Source organism: Microbacterium sp. SA156 (genome assembly GCF_049065455.1).
Classification (GTDB): domain Bacteria; phylum Actinomycetota; class Actinomycetes; order Actinomycetales; family Microbacteriaceae; genus Microbacterium; species Microbacterium barkeri.
Genome location: NZ_JBAKGU010000005.1, coordinates 90,263 through 111,283, shown reverse-complemented (window position 1 = coordinate 111,283; position 21,021 = coordinate 90,263). Strand labels below are relative to the sequence as shown.

Genomic DNA, 21,021 nt, shown 5'->3' with positions numbered 1-21,021 from the left:
ACTCGTGCCATCCCGACCACGTCGAAGGAGACGGACATGACCGAGCGCACGCGCGTCGCCATCATCGGAGCCGGCCCGGCGGGCCTCCTCCTCTCGCACCTGCTGGGCCGTCAGGGGATCGAGTCGATCGTCATCGACCAGCGCTCGCGCGAGCAGATCGAGACGACCATCCGCGCCGGCATCCTCGAGCAGGGCACGGTCGAGATCCTCAGCGAGACCGGGGCATCCGACCGCGTGCACACCGTCGGGCGGCGCCACGAGGGCATCGAACTCGCGTTCGCCGGCGAGCACCATCGCATCGACTTCGCCGCGACGGCGGGCAGGGCCGTGTGGCTCTACCCCCAGCACGAGGCGCTCAAGGACCTCATCGCGGCGCGACTCGCCGCCGGCCAGGACCTCCGCTTCGAGGTCACGGCAGAGCGCGTCGAGGACGCCGAGTCGGATCGGCCCCGCCTCATCGCGCGCGACGCGTCCGGCGCGCCGGTCGAGATCGAGGCCGACTGGATCGTCGGCTCGGATGGCTCGCGCTCGGTCGCGCGGTCGTCGGTCAGCGGGCAGCGGGCGGGGTACTTCCGCGAGTACCCGTTCGCGTGGTTCGGCATCCTCTGCGAGGCGCCGCCGAGCGCCGAGGAGCTCATCTACTCCAACTCGGCCGAGGGCTTCGCGCTCATCAGCCAGCGCAGCCCCGAGGTGCAGCGGATGTACTTCCAGTGCGACCCAGAGGCCGACCCGGATGCGCTCAGCGAGGCCGAGCTGTGGGAGACGCTGCAGGCGCGCGTGCCCGGCACGACGCTCAAGGAGGGGCGCATCTTCCAGCGCGACATCCTGCGGTTCCGCAGCTTCGTGGCCCACGAGCTGCGGCGGGGCCGCGTCGTGCTCGTCGGCGACGCGGCGCACACCGTCCCGCCGACGGGCGCCAAGGGGATGAACCTCGCCGTCGCCGACGTCGTGCTCCTCAGCGAGGCCCTGCGCAGCGCGCTGGCCGACGGCGACGACGCGCTCGTCGACGCCTATCCCGAGACCGCGCTCCAGCGGATCTGGAAGGCGCAGCACTTCTCCTGGTGGATGACGAGCATGCTGCACCTGCAGCCGGAGGCGAGTGACTTCGACCGCCGGCGCCAGCTCGGGGAGCTCCGCACCGTCGTCGAGTCGGAGGCCGGACGCACCTACCTCGCCGAGGCGTACACCGGATGGCCGATGCCCGGCATCGAGGCCGTGCTCGGCCGTTAGGCACCCCGGGAGGGACGCGCGACCGCCGGTGCGTGCGGCGGTGGCGCGGGCGTGCGGCGGCGCGGGCGTGCGTGCGGCGGTGGCGGCGCGTGCGTGCGTGTCTCACCCGCTGCGGGAATCCAGCCCGCTAACCCGCCAAAACCGAGACACGACCACTCAGGCCTCTACCAACCCGCCCGCGCCCGCCGCCGGAGAAAGACCGAAAGACCGGGATCAGGAGAAAAGACCGAGAGCAGGACGATCGGGCGAAGATCGTCCTGCTCTCGGCAGATTGTCCTGCTCCCGGAGCGGGACAATCCATCCCCCCAGAGCGGAAGCAGCTCAGCCGGCCGCCGGCACCGCCCGCGCCGCGTGCACGGCATCCGCGTACACCGCGGCACTCGGCTTGGGCGTCCGCGCGAACGTGTCGCGGTCGACCGACACGAGGCCGAGCTTGGGGCCGTAGCCGAAGATCCACTCGAAGTTGTCCATGAGCGTCCAGTGGCAGTAGCCGAGCACGGGCGTGCCCGCCGCGATCTCCTCGCCGAGGGCCTCGAGCGCCGCCGGGATGAACGCCGCGCGCTGCGTGTCGTCGTCGGTCTGGATGCCGTGCTCGGTCACGAGCACGGGCACGCCCGACACCTCGTGCGCGTAGCGGACGGCGCCCGCGAGCGACGCCGGCTCGATGACCGTGCCCATGCCGTTGCGCGGCCCGTCGGGGACGACCTCGCCCGAGGCGTCGTGATAGGTCCGCTCGTAGTTCTGCACGCCGATGAAGTCGTCGTCGCGGGCGACCTCGAGCCAGTGGTCGTAGACCGCCGCACGGCGCGCGTCGCGACGCGCCTCACCGCCGGGCAGTGCGACCTCGTCGGAGATCGCGATCGAGACGCCGACGGGGAGGTCCGCGCGCCGCGCCTGGACGGCGGCTTTCGCGGCGCGGTGGGCCACGGTGAACGCCTCCTGGAAGTCGGCCTGCGCCTCGGCCGGCAGCACGTTCGACGCGAAGTAGCGCTCGGCGCCGGCCGCCCGCGCGGCCGCGGCGAGCATGTCGCGCTTGAGCTGCTCGGCGACGGGAGGCAGCTTGCCGCCCGCCTGCAGCAGCTGCTCGAGGTTCGGCTCGTTGAGCGTCAGGACCGCCGCGAGTCGGTCGCCGAAGCGCGCCATGACGCGGTCGGCCTGCTCGGCGAACAGAGCCGCGGCGTCGGAGGCGAGCCAGGACCCCGCGGCCGAGAACCAGTGCGGCGACGCGAAGTGGTTGAGGGTCACGAGGGGGGCGAGGCCGCGCTCGAGCGCGGCGTCCACGACCCGCTCGTAGTGGTCGAGCTCCTTCTGCGACACGACGCCGCGCTCGGGCTCGATGCGCGCCCATTCGACCGAGAAGCGGAAGGCGCTGAGCCCGAGGCCCGCGACGATGTCGAGATCGCTCTCGAAGAGGTCGTATGCGCGGCAGGCCTCACCCGAGCGCTCCCGGAACAGCGTCGGCGTCATGTTCTCGAGGAACCAGATGTCGCTGTGGACGTTGCCGCCCTCGTTCTGGTGTCCGGCCGTCGCGACGCCCCAGAGGAAGCCGTCGGGGAAGGAGGTCATGTCGTCACTGCTTTCTTCGGGATTCGATCGAGGAGGGATGGCCGCCCCGCGCGGGGCGGCCATCCGAGGTCAGCGCGCTCCGCGCACGAAGAGGATCACGAGGCCGCCGATCACCGCGGCGATCGCGCCGGCGATGAAGAGCGCGGCGAAGTTCGGGCCGGCGGGCCCCGCGCCGATCGCGAGGAGGGCGGGCGCCGCCGCGGCGACGATCGTCACGGGCAGGTTGTCGGCGATCTTGAGGATGCCGAGGTCCTTCGCGGGGTTGTCGGGGTCGGGGAGGACCTGCGTCGCGAGCACGAGCTCGACCGCGAAGTACACGCCCTGGCCGAGGCCGACGACCGTGCACGCCACGAGGTAGAAGCCGAAGTCGGGCGCGAGCGAGGCGAGCACGAGGCCGACGGCGAGGATGACCGCGGCGACGAGGATGAACGGCTTGCGGACGCCGAGGCGGTCGCTGAGCTTGCCGACGAGCGGGGCGACGAGCATCGTGATGCCGAGGTTCACGACGACGGTGAGCAGGATCATCGAACCGAGAGCCGCGGGATCGATGTGAAGCTTCTGCATGAGGTAGATCGCCTGGTACCCGTTCAGCGCGGCGACGCCCGAGAACACGAGCATGCGGCTCGTGAAGACCCACGTGAACGCGGAGTGCTTGAGCGGATTCACCCAGAACACGCGCAGCGCGGCTCGCAGGTCGAAGGGCGGCTGCGGGAACTCCCACTTCGGGTCGCGGACGACCACGGCGAGCACGAGCATCCCGATGACGGCGAGAGCGGTCGGGATGCCCACGAGCGGGAGGAGCTGCTGCCCGAACGGCACCGCCACGGCCATCCCGAAGAGCGCGCCGATCGGCGTGCTCATGCTCACGAGCGCCGTGGCGACGTCGCGCTGGTCGGCGGGCAGTTGGTCGGTGAGGAGCGCCATGACCGTGACGTTGGCCGCGACGAACCCGGTCGTGATGAGGAGGTGCGCCGCGACGAACACGGGCACGTTCGGCGCCGTCACGAGCAGGATGGCCCCGAGCACGAACGCGATCGCCCCCACGACGAGGTACGGGCGGCGCCGGCCGAAGCGCGACCGCGTGCGGTCGCTCAGCGTGCCGACGATGGGCAGCGCGAACAGCGTGAGGATGCCCGCGACGGCGCTCGAGATCGAGATCGTCGTCGTCGCGGTCGCGGCGTCGATCTCCGTCGCCTTGAGCGTGAGGGTGAGGAGCGCCGCCGACATCTGGGCGGCGGCCGCGCCCACCATCGCGAGAACGAGGAAGAACGTGAAGCCGCGGGGGCGCTTCACGCGCTGGCGGAACGCCTCGGTCGGGGTGAGCTCGCGCAGGGTGTCGGTCGTGATCGCGGGGGCTGCGCCGAACGGCGTGGCCGCGGGGGCGTCTTCGGGGATGGTCATGGTGGCTTCCTTGCCGATGGGGGCCGTCGGGTCGGCCGTCTCTTCGTCGATGGGGTCCCGTCGCCGGGATGCGGGAGACGCTAACACGAAAAGTTAAAGGGTTCAATGTTTTTGCGCGGATCCTGGTACGGTGCTGACATGGCAGGGCCCCGAGGCGAGTACCGGAAGAGCGCGGAACGGCGCGCGCAGATCCTCGACGCCGCGTTCGCGGTGTTCGCGAAGAACGGGTACACCGCGAGCTCGGTCAACGAGATCGCGCGAGCCGTGGGCATCACCCAGACGGGCGTCCTCCACCACTTCGCGGGCGGCAAGATCGCCCTCCTGCGCGCCGTTCTCGAGCAGCGCGACGCGCGCGCCGAGGGCGTCCTCGAGGCGCGGCGCGGCCGCGACTTCCTCCTCGGCCTCGTCGAGATCTCCCGAGCGCAGGCCGCCCAGCGCGGTGTCGTGCAGCTCTACCGCAACCTGTCGGCCGAGGCGGTCGACCCGGACCATCCCGCGCACGAGTACTTCCACGCCCGCCTCGAGCGCATCGCCGACGCCGTCACCCGCGCGTTCGCCGAGGTGCGCGACGACGGAGGGCTCCGCGACGGCGTCGACCCGCGCACCGCCGCGCTGCGCACGATCGCGATGACGGAGGGCCTCGAGCTCCTCTGGCTGAACGGCTTCGACGTCGACATGGCCGACGACATCCGCGACGTCATCGACGGCTATCTCGTCGATCCCCTCTGACCCGACCACGACCATCCGCGGACGCCGTCGTCCGCCATCAGTCAGGAGCCCCATGAGCATCGCCGCCCGCCCTGTGACCGTCGAGCACCACCGCGAGCCGATCGGCATCGGCGAGACGCGTCCGCGCCTGTCGTGGATCGTCGACGCCGACCAGCCCGGATGGGCGCAGCGCGCCTACGAGATCGAGATCGTCTCCGACGCGGGCGCGTTCACGACCGGACGCGTCGAGTCGGTCGATCAGGTGCTCGTGCCCTGGCCTGCCGAGGCGCTCGGCAGCCGGGCGCGCCGCTCGGTGCGGGTGCGCGTGTGGGGCGCCGAGGGCGACGCGTCGGACTGGAGCGCGCCGACCGTCCTCGAGACGGGGCTGCTCGACTCCGCACTGTGGGAGGCGCGGATGGTCGCTCCCGCGCTGCCCGAGACGGGCGACGGCGGCGAGCCGGCCGCGCTGCTGCGCGGCGAGGCCGAGCTCCGCGGCGGGATCGTGCGCGCCCGCGTCCGCGCCACGGCCCGGGGCGTCATGACGCTGCGGATCAACGGGCGCCCCGTCGGCGACGACGTGCTCCACCCCGGATGGACGAGCTACGCGCGGCGGCTGCGCTATCGCACGTGGGATGTCACCGAGCTCGTGCACGAGGGACGCAACGCCCTCGCGGTGCACCTCGCAGACGGCTGGTACCGCGGGTACCTCGGGTTCGGCGGCCTCCGCGACCTCTACGGAGACCGGACGGCCGCGCTCGTGCAGCTCGAGGTCGAGCACGCCGACGGTTCCCTCACGGTGGTCGGGAGCGATGCGACCTGGCGCTCGACCCTCGGGCCCGTGACGCGCGCCGACCTGTACATGGGCGAGACCTACGATGCGCGTCGCGCCATCGCCGGATGGGACGAGCCCGGCTTCGACGACGCCGCGTGGGATGCCGTGTCGACGGTCGCGTTCGACCCCGCGACCCTCGTCGCGCCCGACGGTCCGGCCGTCCGCCGCACCGAGACCATCCGCCCTGTCGAGGTGCGCACCTCGCCGACCGGCCGGACGATCCTCGACTTCGGGCAGAACCTCGTCGGCCGGCTCCGCGTGCGCGTCCCGGCCGACGCAGGCGAGATCGTGCTGCGGCACGCCGAGGTGCTCGAGCACGGCGAGCTCGGCACCCGACCGCTGCGGCGCGCCCGTGCGACCGATGTGGTCCTCGGCGATGGCGCCGCGTTCGCGTGGGAGCCCGCTTTCACGTTCCACGGCTTCCGGTACGCGGAGGTGAGCGGATGGCCCGGCGACGTCGATCCGTCGGCGTTCGAGGCCGTCGTGCTGCACACCGACATGCGCCGCGTCGGCACCTTCTCGTGCTCGGATCCGCTGCTCGACCGTCTGCACGAGAATGTCGTGTGGGGCATGCGCGGCAACTTCCTCGACGTGCCGACCGACTGCCCGCAGCGCGACGAGCGCCTCGGCTGGACGGGCGACCTGATGGCCTTCGCGCCGACCGCCGCGTACCTCTACGACACGTCGGGGATGCTCACGGGATGGCTCGCCGACCTCGCCGCCGACCAGCACGACGACGGCAACGTGCCGGTCTACATCCCCTGGGCCGACGTCGACCCGAATATGCCGCCGCTCGGGGCCGAGGCCGGCTGGGGCGACGCCGCGACGGTCGTGCCGTGGACGCTCTACGAGCGCTACGGCGACGTCGAGATCCTCCGCCGCCAGTGGGGTTCGATGACCGGATGGGTCGAGGCGCTCGCCGCGCGAGCGGGCGACGCCCTCGACTTCTCCAGTGGAGGTTTCTCGTTCGGGGACTGGCTCGACGCGGCGGCGCCCGACGACCAGCCGTGGGCCGCGCGCCTGCCGTGGCAGGCGGTCGCGACCGCGTACCTCGCGCTGTCGGCGCGCATCCTCCGCGACGCCGCGGCCGTCCTCGATCGCCGCGAGGACGAGGCGCGCTACGCGGACCTCTTCGCCCGCACGGCGGCGCGCTACCGCGACGAGTACGTCACCCCCACGGGGCGCGCGGCGTTCCCGTCGCAGACCGCGTACGCCCTGGCCATCCGCTTCGGCCTCCTGCTCCCCGAGCAGGAGGAGCACGCGGGAGAGCTCATGGCCGCCCAGGTCGCCGCCGACGGGTTCGCGATCGGCTCGGGCTTCCTCGGCACGCCGCACGTGCTCGACGCGCTCGCCGACACCGGTCACGCCGCGACAGCGTGGCGGCTTCTCCTGCAGACGGAGTGCCCGTCGTGGCTCTACGCCGTGACGATGGGGGCGACCACGGTCTGGGAGCGCTGGAACTCGATGCTCCCCGACGGCTCGATCAACCCGGGCGAGATGACGTCGTTCAACCACTACGCGTTCGGAGCTGTGGCCGACTTCCTCCACCGACGGGTCGGCGGACTCGCTCCGGCAGCGCCGGGCTACCGCCGGATCCGGGTCGCGCCGCTCCCGACTCCCGAGCTCACGTGGGCGCGCACCGCCCACGAGACGCCCTACGGTCGCGCGGAGGCGTCCTGGACTCTCGAGGACGACGCCTTCGCCCTCGAGGTCGTCGTCCCGCCGTCAACGGAAGCCGAGATCGTGTTGCCCGACGGGTCGGAGCCGACGATCGTCGGCTCGGGGACGCACCTGTTCGCGTGCGCGTTCACCGCCGGTGAGGCGGCCGCGGTGGCCGCGTCGTTCACGGGCTAGCGGCCGCCCGGCGTCCGGCGGGCGGAGCGCCTCGCGCGGGCGCCCCGCCGCGCCCTCACCGCACGCCGCGGATCGGCAGGATGAGCATCGCCCCCAGCACGGCGGCGGCCGTTCCCGCCAGGAACAGCGCCGTGAAGTTCTGCGGGCTCGTGGCGCTCGCGCCGATCGCGAGCAGGGCGGGGGCCACCGCAGGCACGATCGACGAGGGCAGCGAGCTGGCCAGGTTCATGATGCCGAGGTCCTTCGCAGGGTTGTGCGCGTCGGGAAGCACGTCCATGATCAGCGCGTAGTCCACGGCGAAGTACACGCCCTGCCCGATGCCCATGACGGCGACCGCGACGAGGAACATCGGGTACGTCGTCGCGGCCGCGGTGAGGCCGAGGCCGACGGCGAAGACGACGGCCGAGGCGATGACGAATGGCTTGCGGCGTCCGACCCGGTCCGAGAGCTTGGCGAGCATCGGCGCGAACACGAGCGACAGTCCGGTCGAGAGGAGGCCGGCGACGAGGATGGCTGTTCCCACGGTCGCAGGATCGATGTGGTGAACCATGATCAGGTAGAACGCCTGGTACGCATTGACGGCGGCGACGCCGAAGAAGATCATGAGCCGGCTCCACCACGCCCAGGCGTACGACGGATGCCGCAGAGGGTTCACCCAGAACGTGCCCAGGAACTGCGAGGCCGAGAAGGTGGGCCTCTCCTCGCGCGCGATGGGCGCGTCGGACACGGACAGGGCGAGCGCGAGAACGGCGACCACGGCCACTCCGGAAGGCAGCAGGATCATCGCGACGAGGTTCGGCTGCATGAGCTGCGCGAGGAAGATCCCGAGAAGCGCGCCGATCGGTGCGCCGAGGCCGAGCATCGCCGACGCGGGTCCGCGGTGCTCCGCCGCGACCTGATCCGGGACAAGCGCGGTCGCTCCGACGAGCGCGCAGACGAAACCGAGCGTCGTGACGACGTAGCCCGCGGTGAGCACCGCGACCGTCGAGGCGATGACCGTGATCGCGGCGCCGGCTGCGAACAGCGCCGCCCCTGTGAAGAGGTACGGGCGCCGTCGTCCGATGCGCGCAAGCGTGCGGTCGCTCAGCCGCCCGACCACGGGATAGCCGATGAGCGAGAACAGGCTGCCGATGCCCACGACGATCGACAGCACGGTCGTCGCCCCCTCGGCGTCGATCGCGGACGACTTGAGCGACAGGGTGAGGATGGCCATGGCGAGCAGGGCGCCGTTGGCGGACGCGACGGCGGCGGCGAGGAGCACGAGGAAGCCGAGCTTCGGCTTCCCCGATGCTCCGACGGACGTCCGGTGGACGGCAGTGACGATGCGGGACACGGGTGTTCTCCTTTGAACGGGTGGGTCGAGTCAGGGATGGACGGGCGCGCGCAAGTCGGCGCGGTGGCTGCTCGCGCCGGGAGCGAGCGGGATGCTCTCGCCCGCGACGACGAGGTCGGCGGCGACTCCGAACGGCACGGTCACACCGATCTCCACGGCGTCTCCCTCGCGGCGCCACGACACCGCGAGTTCGCCGTACGGGGTAGGCACAGCAGCGCTCACGCGCGTGACGCCCGCGTCGAAGTCGGGTTCGACACGCGCCCTCCGCCACCCGGGGGCGGCGGGGGAGAGGCCGGCGACCCGGCGGAAGAGCCAGTCGTCGACGCAGCCGAACGCGTAGTGGTTGAGCGACACCGGACGGATGACGCCGTCAGCGCCGATCGCATCCCACGACTCCCAGACGGTGGTCGCGCCACGGTCCACCTCGTAGAGCCACGAGGGCGGCTCGTCCTGCCAGAGCAGTTCGCGCGCGAGCTCCTTGTGCCCCGTGTCCCAGAGCGCGTCGAGGAGGTGCGGCACAGAGAGGAAGCCCGTGTCGAGCCGCGTCCCGCGCTGGCGAACGAGCTCGGCGAGCCGCTTCCCCGCGGCCGCACGGAGGTCGGTCGGGATCATGTCGAGTCCCAGCGCGAGCGCGTACATCCCCTGCAGCGGGACGGGCAGCGAGCCGTCCGAGTCGACGTACTCCGCTGCGAATGCGGAGCGGACCTCCGCTGCCCGCCGCGCGAGATCGGCGCCCTCCGACCGCCCCAGCACCTCGGCCATCCGACCCGCCAGGGTCAGCGTGTGCGCCTGGAACATCGGGGCGACGAGCTCCGACGTGAGCGCAGGGGCGATGCCGATCGCCTCATGCAGCGGGCGCCCTTCCAAGGTCGAGGGCGTGAGCCAGTCGCCGAAGTGCTCACCGGTGTTGTACAGCAGACGCTGTCGGGCACGTCGCTCGTCACTCAGGGCGCCCCCGATCAGCTCGGTCTCGGCGGTGCGCGTCTGGAAGGCGACCCACGCGAGGACCGCCTCGAAGTTCTCGGCGATCACGCGCTCGTCGCCGTAGCGCTCGTACAGGGTCCACGGCACGATCGCGATCGCGTCGCTCCAACCCGCAGCCGCGACGATCGACCCGACCCCGTGCCCGCTCTCTGCCGCCGCGAGATCGCAGGCGGAGTACGGCGACATGATCGGCACGCGACCGTCGGCGAGCTGGTCGGCGCGCAGGTTGTCGAGCCAGCGGGCAGCGAAGGCCGCGATCCGGGCGTTGTTGGTCGCCGCCGGCGCGAACACCTGCAGGTCGCCGGTCCACCCCGCGCGCTCGCGCTGGGGGCAGTCGGTCGGGATGGACAGGAAGTTCGCGCGCTGGCTCCACACCACGTTCTCGTGAAGGCGGTTCAGCCGCGCGTCGGTCGTCCAGAAGCGGCCGGCGTAGTCGAGGTCGCTCGAGATCACCACGGCTGTCGCGTCCTCCGCACGCAGGCCGTCGACGCCGCGGACACGCGCGTAGCGGAAGCCGTGGAAGGTGAACTCGGGCTCCCATTCCGCGTCGCGTCCATCGGAAACGTAGACGTCGGTCTGCTCCTTGTTGATGCCCTCGATGTTGACGAACCACGAACCGTCGCGGTCGAGGGCCTCGGTGTGTTCGACGACGACCTCGCTCCCGGGCGCGAGCCCGCGCAGAGCGAGGCGCACACGGCCGGCGATGACCTGCCCGAAGTCGACGATCCATCCCTCCGCCGTCTCGCGCACGTCGAGGGCGGGCAGCTCGCGCACTCGCCGGACGGGCTCGCCGCGGAACGCGACGAGAGCGCCGCTGTCGATGCCCCGGTCGATCACGGGAGTCCAGGAGCCGTCGTCGAAGCCGGGCTCGCGCCATCCGCTCGACAGGGCGCGTGCGTCGAACCGCTCGCCGACGAAGAGATCCGCGTACCGCCACGGCCCCTCGGTGCTTCGCACGTCCCCGCCGGAGCGGATGACATGGGTCGCACCGTCCGCGAAGGTCGTGTGGAGCTCCCACGTGGCGGCGAGGCAGTCTCCGAACTGCGCACTCGATCCGGTCAGGCCGATCCGACCGGCCCACCAGCCGTCGGCGAGCGCGAGGGCCAGCACGTTCTGCCCCGCCGTCAACTGGCTGGTGACGTCGTACGTCTGCACGCTGATGCGGTGGGCGTAGCTGTCGAACCCCGGGGCGAGCACCTCGTCGCCGACGCGGTCCCCGCCGAGCCACGCGGAGTAGACGCCGCGCGCCGTGAGGTGGAGGCGAGCGCGAAGCGGCGCCTCAGGAAGCTCGAAGACCTGCCGAAGGAGCTGCGCCGGGCGGAGGCGCTCCCCCACCGGCGTCATCGGGCCGCCCCCGCGAATCCAGTCGGCGAGCGACCAACGCTCGGTCTCGGTCGGGCGCTGGTCAGGCTCCACCCACGGCGCGGCCCACGCAGCGAGGTCCGGAGCCGTGCCGAAGGCGCTCTCCGCACTCATCACGCCCCCGGCTGACCAGCTCGCCACCCGCCAGCCGTAGTCCGCGTCGGCTGCAAGCGGCACGCCGTCGTACGCGATGAGGGAGGTCTCGGAGCTGTCGACGCGCCCCGAGTCCCACACGACCGCGCCCGAACCATCCGTGACCGTGAGCCGATACGCCGTCTGCGCATGGTCGGCGATCCAGGAGAAGCGAGGGCGGAGGACATCGACAGCGATGGGCCGGTGCAGATGCTCGACGCGCAGATCGCGGCAGGTCCGCGGGGCCATGGGTGCTCCTTCGCTGCACGGTCGGGATGCCGTGCCCTGCGAGCATATGCGCCCAAAACCTTATATGCAAGGTTTTCGTTCCGGCTAGCGTGGAGCCATGCCATCAGGAGCCCGCAAGCGCGGCAGCTACGCGGTGGGCAGAGAGCGCCGCGAACGGATCCTGGACGCCGCTTCCGCTCGCTTCGCCGAGAACGGGTACTCCCGCACCTCGCTTGCCGAGATCGCGCGCGACGTCGGCATCACGACACCGGGCCTGACCCATCACTTCCCCACGAAGCAGCATCTCCTGCTCGCCATCGTCGAGCGCCGCTTCGACGTCGCGCAGAGCATCGCGGAAGCCGCGGAGGGCGAGCTGGACGGCACGCGCACACTGAGGCTCCTTCTGAGCCTCAGCCAGATGTTCGTGGACCAGGCCGGCCTCATGGAGCTCTTCGTCCTCGTCTCCGCGGAGGCCGCCGACGCCTCGAGCCCCGCGCACGCGCTGTTTCAGGCGCGGTATGAGCGGGTCGTGGGCGAGATCGCGGCACTGTTCACCGCGGAAGCCGAAGCAGGCGCGCTGCGCTCGGACATCGACTACCGGGCGGTCGCGCGCGAGTGCATCGCGGTGAGCGACGGTCTGCAGCTGCAGTGGGTCGTGACAGGCGGGCGAATCGACCTCGTCGCCCTCTCGCGTGCACACCTCGAGCGCCTGGCCCCGACCATCCTGCGCTCAGGCGAGCCTGTCCGGCTCTGACGCTCCTGCACCGCTGAACGGGTGCCGACCGCTACTTCGCGGAGCGCGTCGCATTCGCGGAGCGCCTCGCGCGGGCGCCCCGCCGCGCGGAGAACCGCACGATGAGCGCGAGCGCCAGGGCGGAGGCGGCCATCGCCGACCAGCCGATCGCTGAGACGGCGGCGAGCGACGCCGCCATGCCGACGCCCGCGGCGAGCATGCCGAGGGCGAAGAGGAGCCCGAGCGCGCCCGCGCCCCGGCGGAGCGCGCGGCCGATGAGCCAGCCGGCGACGAGGATGGGCCCGGCGACCGAGATCGCCGCGACGCTGATCGCCGTCGGCATGATCCACGCCTGGCCGGTGAGGCTCGCGTAGATGAGGGCGCCCGCGCCCGCGCCGAGACCCGCCGCGAGCCAGATGCCGAGCCACAGGGCGGCGCGCCGCGGCGGCGCGATCCGCTTCGGGCGAGCGGGTGCCGTCGCGCGCTCGGCGCGGGCTTCAGTCGGACGGGTCTCCTCGAGTGCGATGCGGGTGCGCATGACTCGAGGAGACCATCCGAACCTCAGACGACGCTCAACGCGCCGCGGCCTGGCGCTCCGTCGCGAGCGTGCGGATGAGCGCGTGCTGGCGGCGCAGCTGATCCGAGGCGCGGTACGGGTGCTTGTGCCCCTCGTACTCGCTCGAGAGCCAGCCCGTGTAGCCCGATTCGAGGACGACGTCGATGATCTCGGCCCACGGGATGTGGTGGTCGACGAGCTCGTCGTCGATCTCGTGGAACTTCGCCTGGAAGTACACCGTGTACGGCATGACGTCGCGCAGATCGGAGACCGGCACCACCGGCACGACGGGGAACGCGGGCGCGCCGCCCGTGCCGAGCTGCGACGTGATGCCGGGCTCCTCGCGGCGGAACATGCTCTTCTGGAACACGCCCGTGTCGATGAGCAGCCCGAAGTTCTCGGTGCCGGTGCGCTCGATGAACGCGATGTACTCGTCGACCACGGGCGACCTGATGACCGACGGCCAGTGGATCTCGGGGCAGATCGTGATGCCGAAGTCGTGCGCGAGGTCGAGGTTGCGCTCGACGGCCTGGTCCCAGATCGGATCGACCTGGAGGTCGCTCGTCACGACGCCGATCTTGGGGCGCACGAACGAGAACCCGAGCGTCGCGGCGAGACGCAGGTCGAGCGCGAGCTGCTCGGCGCCCTCCTCGACGGTCATGCCGCGCCCGGGGAACCGGCGCGTGTCGAGCCATGATCCGTACAGGGTCGGCGTGAGCCCGAGTTCGGTATTGCGGGCGTGCCACGCATCGATGAAGGCCGTGGATGGCTGGGGGTAGCTCTCGACATGGCCCTCGCCGAGGATCTCGATTCCGGTCGCGCCGAGATCGGCGATGTCGCGCGCGCAGCCGTCGAGGTCCATGACGACGCCGAAGTCGCCGGTGTAGCTGTAGACCGAGACGCCCAGCTGGAACGGGAGAGCGCTCATCGGACGATCACCGCCTTCCGGGTCGCGGTCCAGGCCTGCGGCTGGAGCTCTTCGGGGATGTACGACATGCGCATGCGCAGAGTGAACGAGACGTCGTGGACGCCTGGCGCGAGGCCGCCGTCCTTCGTCACCGTCAGCACCGCCGCGTGCTCGAGCGGCCAGCGGACATCCGTCGACTCCCGCAGCTGCGCGAACGAGTACTCGCCGCTCGGGAGGCCCCACGTGATGTCGGAGGCGCCGAATTCCTCGCCGTCGACGACGAGCGTGGGCTCCTCGAGCAGGTTCGCCCAGACGCCGCGGTAGTAGGGGCTGCGCACCCGCAGCTGGAATCCGGTCGCGCGGTCTCCGCCGACGTTGCGGAACCCCTTCGACTGGATGAGGGATTTCTCGAGCATCCTCGCTCCTCTCGCGCCCCGTCGTGGGGCTCACTTATGTCGAGAATAGTCATAAGCTTGCGTGAAGCCAACATTGAGAGGATCCGCAATGACGCCATCCGATGCCGACGAGCTCCGCGCGCGCAATCGCGCGGTGGTCGAGGCCTTCTTCTCGTCGAACCTCGACAACCCCGAGGAGCGCATCGCGCTCTGGCACCCCGACGGCGTCAAGGAGCTGCCCTTCGCACCGCGCGAGCTGCCCAAGACCCGATGGGAGGGGCGCGACGAGATCGTGGCGAACACGGTCAGCAACGCCGGGATGTTCGCGAACTGCGTGCACCAGGACCTCGAGATCTTCGCGTGCGAGGATCCTTCGCTCTTCTTCGTGACGAGCCGGATGGTGCCGGAGGCGACGTTCCTGGGCGAGCCGTACCCGCAGTCGTTCGTGCACCTCCTGCGCGTCGAGGACGGCAGGATCATCCTGCAGCGCGAGTACTTCGACTCGGGCATCCTCGCCGACGCCGAGCGCGCCGCCCGCGCGAAGGGGCGCACGCCGACGGTCTGAGGGCCCGCTCGGGCGCCTCGGCCGCCGCCGCGTTTCGCGGCGAACCGGGCGCGGATCGACGCAGGACGCGGCAGGAGCCTGGGACTCCTGCCGCGTTTCGCGTCCAACGGATGGCCGTCTGCCGCGTTCCGGGGCGAACGACAGGCGAACCCGCACGCCGGCCGACGCCCCCGCATCGGCCGGCGCGGTCTTACAGGCGCGCCGCGGCGTCCTGCGCGGCCCGCACGGCGAGCGCGACCGACATGAGCGTCGGGTTCATCGTCGTCGCGGTCGGGATGGTGCCGTTGCCGCCGACGTAGAGGTTCTCGAAGCCCCACACCCGCGAGTGCGGGTCGGCGACCGAGGTGCCGTCGTCGGCGACGCCGAGCCGGGTGGTGCCCTGGTAGTGCAGGCTCGACCCGTTGGGCATGAGCCGCGGCTCGGCGATGAAGACGCCGAGCCCCTCGCCGATGCGGCGCAGGCGCTCGGTCGCGTCGGCGATCTCGGCCTCCTCCTCGGGGCCGAGCGCGTACTCGATGGTCATGTTCGGCAGTCCGCGGTAGTCGAGCTCGTCGTCCGAGAGCGTGACGCCGTCCTCGAAGCGCGGGCGCTTGCGCATCCCGTAGCCCATGTTGACGTAGCCCCACCGGTTGCCGGCGTGCGGATGGCTCTCATCGAGCGGGAAGGGGGGCTGCTCGGCGTACATCACCTGCAGGGAGTACGGATGGCCCGGCTCGGCGAACGGGATGCGATTGACGGCGGCGACGGGGTCGACCGGGTTCGCCGCGCGGCGCGCGAGCTCCGCCTCGAGATCGGCCTCCGAGGCGAACCGCGACATCTGATCGCCGGACAGCGCGACGGTCGAGATGACGACCGGGTGCTCGGTGAGGTAGCGGCCGAGTGCGCGCGGCCGGATGCCCGACGCCCAGAGCAGCTGCGGGGTGCGGAATGCGTCGGCAGCGACCACGACGAGGTCGGCCTCGACCGTCGCGGTCTCGCGCGTGCGGAGGTCCTCGACGACGACGCCGGTCGCGCGCGCGCCGTCGACGACGATCTGGCGCACGAGCGACAGGTCGCGCAGCTCGAAGCGCGCCGCGAGCGGGGAGCCCGGGTCGGCGAGCGGGCCGAGCACGACGTCGGCGCCGGCCCAGCGGACCGTGCCGTCGGGCTGCGGGTCTCCCGCGACCGGCAGCGTGCTCGGCGCGGGGTCGGAGCCCGCTGCCTCCTCGAGCAGCGAGCGGATGGCCGCGCCGACGGCCGAGTCGGCGAACGCGGCGCTCTGCACGTGCAGGAGCTCCTCCGCGCGCTGGATGAGCGCATCCCACTCCGCGTCGTCGATGAAGTCGACGCGCTCCGAGCCGGAGGGGCGGGGCGTCGCGCACGTCCAGTGGGCGCCCATCCCGCCGACGTTCGTCGAGGCCGCGGCCGCCGGGAATGTGGGCGCGTGCGCGGCGCCCTCCCCGCCGAAGTCGAGCAGATGCGTGCCCTGGCGCGCCGTGAACATCCCCTCCACGACCGTTCCGGCAGGGATGCCGAGCGACTCGCGCAGGGCGCCCGCTTGCGGGCCCTGCGACAGCTCGCGCGCCCGCGCCTTCTCGTCGGGCGACGGGATGTTGCGCACGCTCTCCCCCGGCACGGCGGTGAGCTGCGGACCGGCCTCGAACATGACCACACGGGCGCGCGGATGACGCTCGAGCAGTTCGCGCGCGAAGGTCGAGCCGATGGGTCCGCTGCCGACGACGGCGATGACGGGCTGGGCGTTCATGGGGTCTCCTCGCGGGGTGAGGCGGGGCCGCCTGCGGCGGCCTGGGGGATCGGATGGCCGCGCCCGACGAGGCGGGTCGGCTCTGCGGCGGGCGGATGGGCAGGGGCGTGCTCGTCCGAGAGGCGCCCGGCAGGCAGGAGGAGCGCGATGACGAAGCCGAGGAGGTAGACGAGCGCGAGAGCGCCGAAGACGGGCCCCATGACGTCGCCGTACGCGCGGGCGACGGCGTCCTGCACGGCCGCGGGCGCCGCGTGCACCTCCTGCGGCGTGAGCGCGGCGACCTCGGAGACGAGGGCGGCGGCCACGCCGGCGCCGATCACGCCTCCGACGATCGCGGTCGCGACCGTGGAGCCGATCTGGCGGACGAGGTTGACCGCAGCGGTCGCGGCCCCGGTCGCCGAGCGCGGCGCCGAGCTCTGCGCGACCGCGACCACGAGGCTCATGAAGAGGCCCGTGCCGATGCCGACGAGCGCCATGAGCGCCATCGGCACCCACAGCGGCAGCCCGAGCGGGAGGACGGCCATCGCTCCGAGGCCGAACGACGCCAGCAGCGGACCGGCGATCGCGAAGCGCCGGTAGCGCCCCGTGCGCCCGACGAGCCATCCGCTGAACAGGCTCGACACGAGCATCCCGAACACCGTGGCGATCGGCACGAGACCCGAGACCGTCGCGCTCGTGCGGTACGCCATCTGGAAGAACGTCGGAAGGTACGCCGTGACCGAGAAGAGCCCGACGCCGATGACCGCGGAGAGAGCGGTCGACGCGGCCATCCGGCGGTCGGCGAACAGGCGAAGGGGAACGAGCGGGTGCGATGCGCGGAACTCCACGAGCACGAAGACCGCGAAGCCCGCCGCCGACAGCGCCGCGCACGCGAGGCCGGCGCCGAGCGCGGCGGGGTCGCCGAGCCAGGTGACCGCGAGCACGAGTGAGACCATGGCGACCGCGAACGCGAGGGCCCCGGCGATGTCGATGCGCCCCCGCTCCGCCCCGCTGTCGACGTGCGGCAGCGCGAACGCCGCGAACGCGAGCGCCGCTCCGCCGAGCGGCAGATTGATCCAGAAGACCCACGGCCATCCCCACGTGTCGACGATCACACCGCCGAGCACGGGGCCGGCGAGGATCGCGACCGGGAAGGCCGCGCCGATGACGCTCATGTACCGCGCACGCTGCCGGGGCGTCGTCACGTGCGCGACGATCGTCTGCGACATGAGGTGGAGACCCGCCGATCCGATGCCCTGGACGACGCGCGCGACGATGAGCGCCGTCATGTCGGTGGCGAAGCCGCACGCGAGCGACGCCGCGAGGAACACCGCGAGCGAGACGAGGAAGACCAGGCGCGGGCCGATCATGTCGCCGAGGCGGCCGATGACCGGCATGAGCACCGTGCTCGCGAGCGTGTAGGCCACGATGATCCAGCTCATCTGCGCGAGCGCGTCGAGCTCGCCGGCGATCGTCGCGAGCGAGGTCGAGACGATCGTGTGGTCGAGCGCGCCCAGGAACGACACGACGAAGAGCGCGCCGACGAGGAGTCGGATGCGGAGCGGAGAGAGGTTCATCAGCGGATGGCCCGTACGACCGGGCTGTCGACTCGACCTGGTGTGCCCCGTCGGCCTCGGCGCCGACGGGAACGAGCCCTCGCGGGCCCCGATGTCCCCGCCAGCATATCAGCTTCAGTAGAAAAACTACATAAGTAGGTCGAAAGTCATCCTTGACGTGCGTGCAGCCAGTCGTTCACGACGTCGAGCGTGCGGAGCGCACCCGCGTTGCCCGGCTGGTCGATGTGACCATGCGCGGCGCCCGGCTCCACGTGCAGCTCGACCGTCCCTCCGGCCGCACGCACCGACCCGGCGAACGACTCGCCGGATGCCCGGAGCGCGTCTCGCTCGCAGACGACGACGAGCGCGGGCGGGTATCCCGCGCCGCTCCCCTCGCCCGGGAACGCGTGCGGATCGCTCAGGGCGTCGACGGAGCCCGCGAAGTTCAGGGCGAGCTGCGCATGGGGTGATGCGGGATCGAGCGGCACCCCCGGGTTCGCGCTGTTCGCGTGAAGCGCAGGGTAGACGGCCAGGAGCCCGCCCGGCAGGGGCCCCTCTGCGCCGTCGCGCACACGCGCGGCCACGCCGACCGCGAGGTTGCCGCCCGCACTCGCCCCGCCGAGCACCAGGCGATCAGCCGGGAGCCCCAGCAGGGCAGGGGCGGAGCGCCAGGCCACGAGCACATCGTCGGACGGCGCGGGGAAGTGCGCCTGGCCGAGGCATTTCGTGTAGTCGACCGCGAGAACGGGGATCCCGCGTGCCGCGAGCTCCCTGGCCACCCAGTTCGACTCCGGCATGTCGAGGTGCCCGCCGATGAACCCGCCGCCGTGCACCCAGACGAGCGCGACGCGCGCTTCCGCCCCGGGGCGCCGGTAGAGCCGCACGGGCACGCCGCCCTGCGCGCCGTCAACCGTGTGCTCGACCGTCTCGATCCCGCGCAGATGAGGGAACCGCCGCTCGAGCGACGCCGTGTCGATGTCGGGGCGCGGATCCTCCGGCTCCCCGTGCTCGGCGAGCCATCGGATGGCCTCGCGCACGGGGAGGCGTCGGAAGTCGGGCAGGCCGGCTGCGTCGGCGTCGCTCATGTCAGTTCCCTTCGGAGAGGACGGCGCGCACGCGCTCGTCGTGCACGAGGTCGGACAGGTCGGTCGCCCCGCCGTGCACCGCACGCCGCAGGGCAGCTCGCGCGGCGGACTCGCGCACCCGGGGGAGCACGAGCTCGCCGTCCGCCGTGGCGACCCGCACGTCGACGCCACGGGGATCGACGCGCACCTCGACCCGCTGCTCGCCGAGCGTCCGCGCGACGATCGCCGGATGGCCCGAGGTCGCGCCCGCGAGGAGCGTCACGGGGACCCCGTGGGGCGTCGCCAGGAGGGCGAGGACGCCGGCCGAGCTGTGCGTGCACGCGGACGGCGCGAGAGGCCCGGCGAGCACCCGGCCCCAGCCGATCGCGTCGCGGAGCCACTCCGCCGCCGCGTCGGTCGGCAGAGCCGCCTCGACGACGACCGCGCGAGCCGCGGCAGCCGCGCGGGACGCCTGGTCCGGCAGCGGGCGCAGCCGCTCGCGCTCGACCGCGCACTCCGCTGCGCCGAGCACGTCGAGCGCCTCGGCCGGAACGGACACCGGCTCGGCGACGAGCGGCGACGTCGAGCGGCTGCTCCCTGCGAGAGCGTCGCGCAGCCGCGAGACCCACCCGTCGGCGCCGTCGACCATGACCACCCGCTCGCCCCCGGGCTCCGCGGTGCGCCCGCGGCCGGGACCGACCGTCAGCGGCAGCTCGATCGCGGCGACCCGGAAGCGGTCGGCGGACTCCCGCGCGGACGCGAGGTCCCCGCCGATCATGCGGCGCTCCGCACGGCGTCCGCGACCGCATCCGCGAGATCGATCGCGTAGTGCGCGTCGGCCGCGATCTCGTCGTACTCGATGGGCGCGTCGCCATCCAGTGCCGCCGCGAACGCGCGCCAGAGTGCGACATAGCCGTCGTCCGCAGCGCGCGGATGGCGGATCAGCCGGCCGTCGTCATGCCGGATCCGCACCTCGGCGGAGCCGTCGTGCACGAACGACGGCGGGAAGTCGATCTCGACGCCATCCCCCTCCGTCCGGATGGAGACGCGCCACAGCGCCTCGGCACCGTCGGGCACCATCGCCGTCGCGAGCTGCACGAGCACGTCGCCCGCGCGGAATCCGATCGCGTATCCGATCGGCGGCACGGGGCGTGCGAACACGACCTTGTCGAGGCGGGGCGCGAGATCGCGCAGCAGCGGGGCGTCGTGGATCGCGAGGCCGAGGACGAGCTGGCGGATGACCGCCGCAGCGAAGCCGGTATCCGACCAGTCGGGCGCCGAGCGCGCGGGCGCGGCCACGCCGCGGTCCGCGAACTCGGTCACCGCCGCGTGATAGCGCTCGTTGGCCGGCAGCGACACCGTGACGGAGATGCTCTGAACCCGTTCGCGCCGTGCGATGAGGAAGTGCTTGGCGCGCCCCCACGCGGGGTCGTGGAGGTGATTCGTCCCCACGATGAGCGCGACCCCGGCCTCGCGGCAGGCGCGCAGCACCGCGTCCACCTCGCCGTGCGCGAGAGCGAGCGGCTTCTCGCACAGGACGCCGCGCTTGCCGGCCGCGACCGCCGCGAGAACCTGGCCCGCATGACGCTCTGGCGGCGACGCGATCACGACGACCTCGACGGCCGGGTCGGCGAGCAGCTCCTCGGCGCTCGAGGAGGCGCGGGCTCCCAGCGGTGCCGCGATGGCGGCCGCGCGCCCACTGCCCGCGTCCGCGACGTGCACGACCGCGAAGCGATCGCCCAGGCGGGCGAGGGTGGGAACGTGGAGCGCTGCCGCGCCCGGGCCCGCGCCGATGATCCCGACTCCTGTGGGCATGCGACCTCCTCGTCGTGCGCACTTACGTTAAAAGTACACGTAAGTTTCGGCGCGATCGACAATAGATCGCGCGATCT

General features: G+C 72.3%; 17 protein-coding genes. 5 read left to right on the top strand and 12 right to left on the bottom strand.

The annotated features are described in order from the left end of the window. Positions 1 to 36: 36 nt before the first annotated feature. A complete protein-coding gene (locus ACOWU6_RS06505) occupies positions 37 to 1,230 on the top strand; it encodes a 4-hydroxybenzoate 3-monooxygenase (RefSeq protein WP_421075148.1) in 1,194 nt (397 codons plus the stop codon). A 321-nt stretch (positions 1,231 to 1,551) separates the two neighbouring features. Here ACOWU6_RS06505 and ACOWU6_RS06500 read toward each other — a convergent pair whose 3' ends face one another. Both ACOWU6_RS06500 and ACOWU6_RS06495 read right to left on the bottom strand, forming a co-directional pair. Beyond that, positions 1,552 to 2,796, bottom strand: a complete 1,245-nt coding sequence (locus ACOWU6_RS06500; protein WP_421075147.1) for a glycoside hydrolase family 1 protein — start codon at positions 2,794 to 2,796, stop codon at positions 1,552 to 1,554. A gap of 69 nt (positions 2,797 to 2,865) precedes the next feature. Continuing rightward, positions 2,866 to 4,197 (bottom strand): MFS transporter, encoded by a 1,332-nt coding sequence (locus tag ACOWU6_RS06495; protein WP_421075146.1) that lies wholly within the window; start codon positions 4,195 to 4,197, stop codon positions 2,866 to 2,868. A gap of 138 nt (positions 4,198 to 4,335) precedes the next feature. On the opposite strand from ACOWU6_RS06495, the gene ACOWU6_RS06490 reads away from it, so the two are divergent. Together ACOWU6_RS06490 and ACOWU6_RS06485 are read left to right on the top strand one after the other, a co-directional pair. Further along, complete coding sequence (locus ACOWU6_RS06490) at positions 4,336 to 4,926, top strand: TetR/AcrR family transcriptional regulator (protein ID WP_282978821.1); 591 nt, start codon at positions 4,336 to 4,338, stop codon at positions 4,924 to 4,926. A gap of 52 nt (positions 4,927 to 4,978) precedes the next feature. Beyond that, a complete protein-coding gene (locus tag ACOWU6_RS06485; RefSeq protein ID WP_421075145.1) occupies positions 4,979 to 7,591 on the top strand; it encodes a family 78 glycoside hydrolase catalytic domain in 2,613 nt (870 codons plus the stop codon). Positions 7,592 to 7,646: 55 nt separating this feature from the next. On the opposite strand, the gene ACOWU6_RS06480 is transcribed toward ACOWU6_RS06485, so the two are convergent. Then, entirely contained in the window at positions 7,647 to 8,924 is a 1,278-nt protein-coding gene (locus tag ACOWU6_RS06480) for an MFS transporter (RefSeq protein WP_421075144.1), read from the bottom strand. Positions 8,925 to 8,954: 30 nt separating this feature from the next. Then, positions 8,955 to 11,651 carry a family 78 glycoside hydrolase catalytic domain gene (locus tag ACOWU6_RS06475; protein ID WP_421075143.1) on the bottom strand — a complete coding sequence of 899 codons (2,697 nt, stop codon included), beginning with the start codon at positions 11,649 to 11,651 and terminating at the stop codon, positions 8,955 to 8,957. Positions 11,652 to 11,748: 97 nt separating this feature from the next. Here ACOWU6_RS06475 and ACOWU6_RS06470 point away from each other — a divergent pair, with 97 nt between their 5' ends. Further along, positions 11,749 to 12,384 (top strand): TetR/AcrR family transcriptional regulator, encoded by a 636-nt coding sequence (locus ACOWU6_RS06470; RefSeq protein ID WP_421075142.1) that lies wholly within the window; start codon positions 11,749 to 11,751, stop codon positions 12,382 to 12,384. Positions 12,385 to 12,415: 31 nt separating this feature from the next. Here ACOWU6_RS06470 and ACOWU6_RS06465 read toward each other — a convergent pair whose 3' ends face one another. From ACOWU6_RS06465 to ACOWU6_RS06455, 3 genes are read right to left on the bottom strand one after another with little or no spacing between them, the layout of a single operon-like run. After that, positions 12,416 to 12,901, bottom strand: a complete 486-nt coding sequence (locus ACOWU6_RS06465) for a hypothetical protein (RefSeq protein ID WP_421075141.1) — start codon at positions 12,899 to 12,901, stop codon at positions 12,416 to 12,418. A gap of 34 nt (positions 12,902 to 12,935) precedes the next feature. Then, on the bottom strand, positions 12,936 to 13,847 hold the full coding sequence (locus ACOWU6_RS06460; RefSeq protein ID WP_421075140.1) for a sugar phosphate isomerase/epimerase family protein: 912 nt from the start codon (positions 13,845 to 13,847) through the stop codon (positions 12,936 to 12,938). Further along, positions 13,844 to 14,242, bottom strand: coding sequence for a C-glycoside deglycosidase beta subunit domain-containing protein (locus tag ACOWU6_RS06455; RefSeq protein ID WP_421075139.1), 399 nt, complete (start codon positions 14,240 to 14,242; stop codon positions 13,844 to 13,846). Before ACOWU6_RS06455 ends, ACOWU6_RS06460 begins: the two co-directional genes overlap by 4 nt. Positions 14,243 to 14,330: 88 nt before the next feature. Between ACOWU6_RS06455 and ACOWU6_RS06450 the strand changes: the two genes are divergently transcribed. Next, positions 14,331 to 14,786, top strand: coding sequence for a nuclear transport factor 2 family protein (locus tag ACOWU6_RS06450; protein ID WP_421075138.1), 456 nt, complete (start codon positions 14,331 to 14,333; stop codon positions 14,784 to 14,786). Positions 14,787 to 14,976: 190 nt separating this feature from the next. Here ACOWU6_RS06450 and ACOWU6_RS06445 read toward each other — a convergent pair whose 3' ends face one another. The 5 genes from ACOWU6_RS06445 to ACOWU6_RS06425 all read right to left on the bottom strand — a co-directional run bounded on the left by ACOWU6_RS06445 (position 14,977) and on the right by ACOWU6_RS06425 (position 20,944). Continuing rightward, positions 14,977 to 16,530 (bottom strand): GMC oxidoreductase, encoded by a 1,554-nt coding sequence (locus ACOWU6_RS06445; protein WP_421075137.1) that lies wholly within the window; start codon positions 16,528 to 16,530, stop codon positions 14,977 to 14,979. Continuing rightward, on the bottom strand, positions 16,527 to 18,086 hold the full coding sequence (locus ACOWU6_RS06440) for an MFS transporter (protein ID WP_421075136.1): 1,560 nt from the start codon (positions 18,084 to 18,086) through the stop codon (positions 16,527 to 16,529). Before ACOWU6_RS06440 ends, ACOWU6_RS06445 begins: the two co-directional genes overlap by 4 nt. A gap of 146 nt (positions 18,087 to 18,232) precedes the next feature. Beyond that, complete coding sequence (locus ACOWU6_RS06435; RefSeq protein ID WP_421075135.1) at positions 18,233 to 19,150, bottom strand: alpha/beta hydrolase; 918 nt, start codon at positions 19,148 to 19,150, stop codon at positions 18,233 to 18,235. A 1-nt stretch (position 19,151) separates the two neighbouring features. Next, positions 19,152 to 19,907: a hypothetical protein gene (locus tag ACOWU6_RS06430; RefSeq protein WP_421075134.1), complete on the bottom strand. Its 756-nt coding sequence runs from the start codon at positions 19,905 to 19,907 to the stop codon at positions 19,152 to 19,154. Beyond that, positions 19,904 to 20,944: a Gfo/Idh/MocA family protein gene (locus tag ACOWU6_RS06425; RefSeq protein ID WP_421075133.1), complete on the bottom strand. Its 1,041-nt coding sequence runs from the start codon at positions 20,942 to 20,944 to the stop codon at positions 19,904 to 19,906. The genes ACOWU6_RS06430 and ACOWU6_RS06425 overlap by 4 nt, the downstream gene beginning before the upstream one ends. Between the last annotated feature and the right edge of the window lie 77 nt (positions 20,945 to 21,021).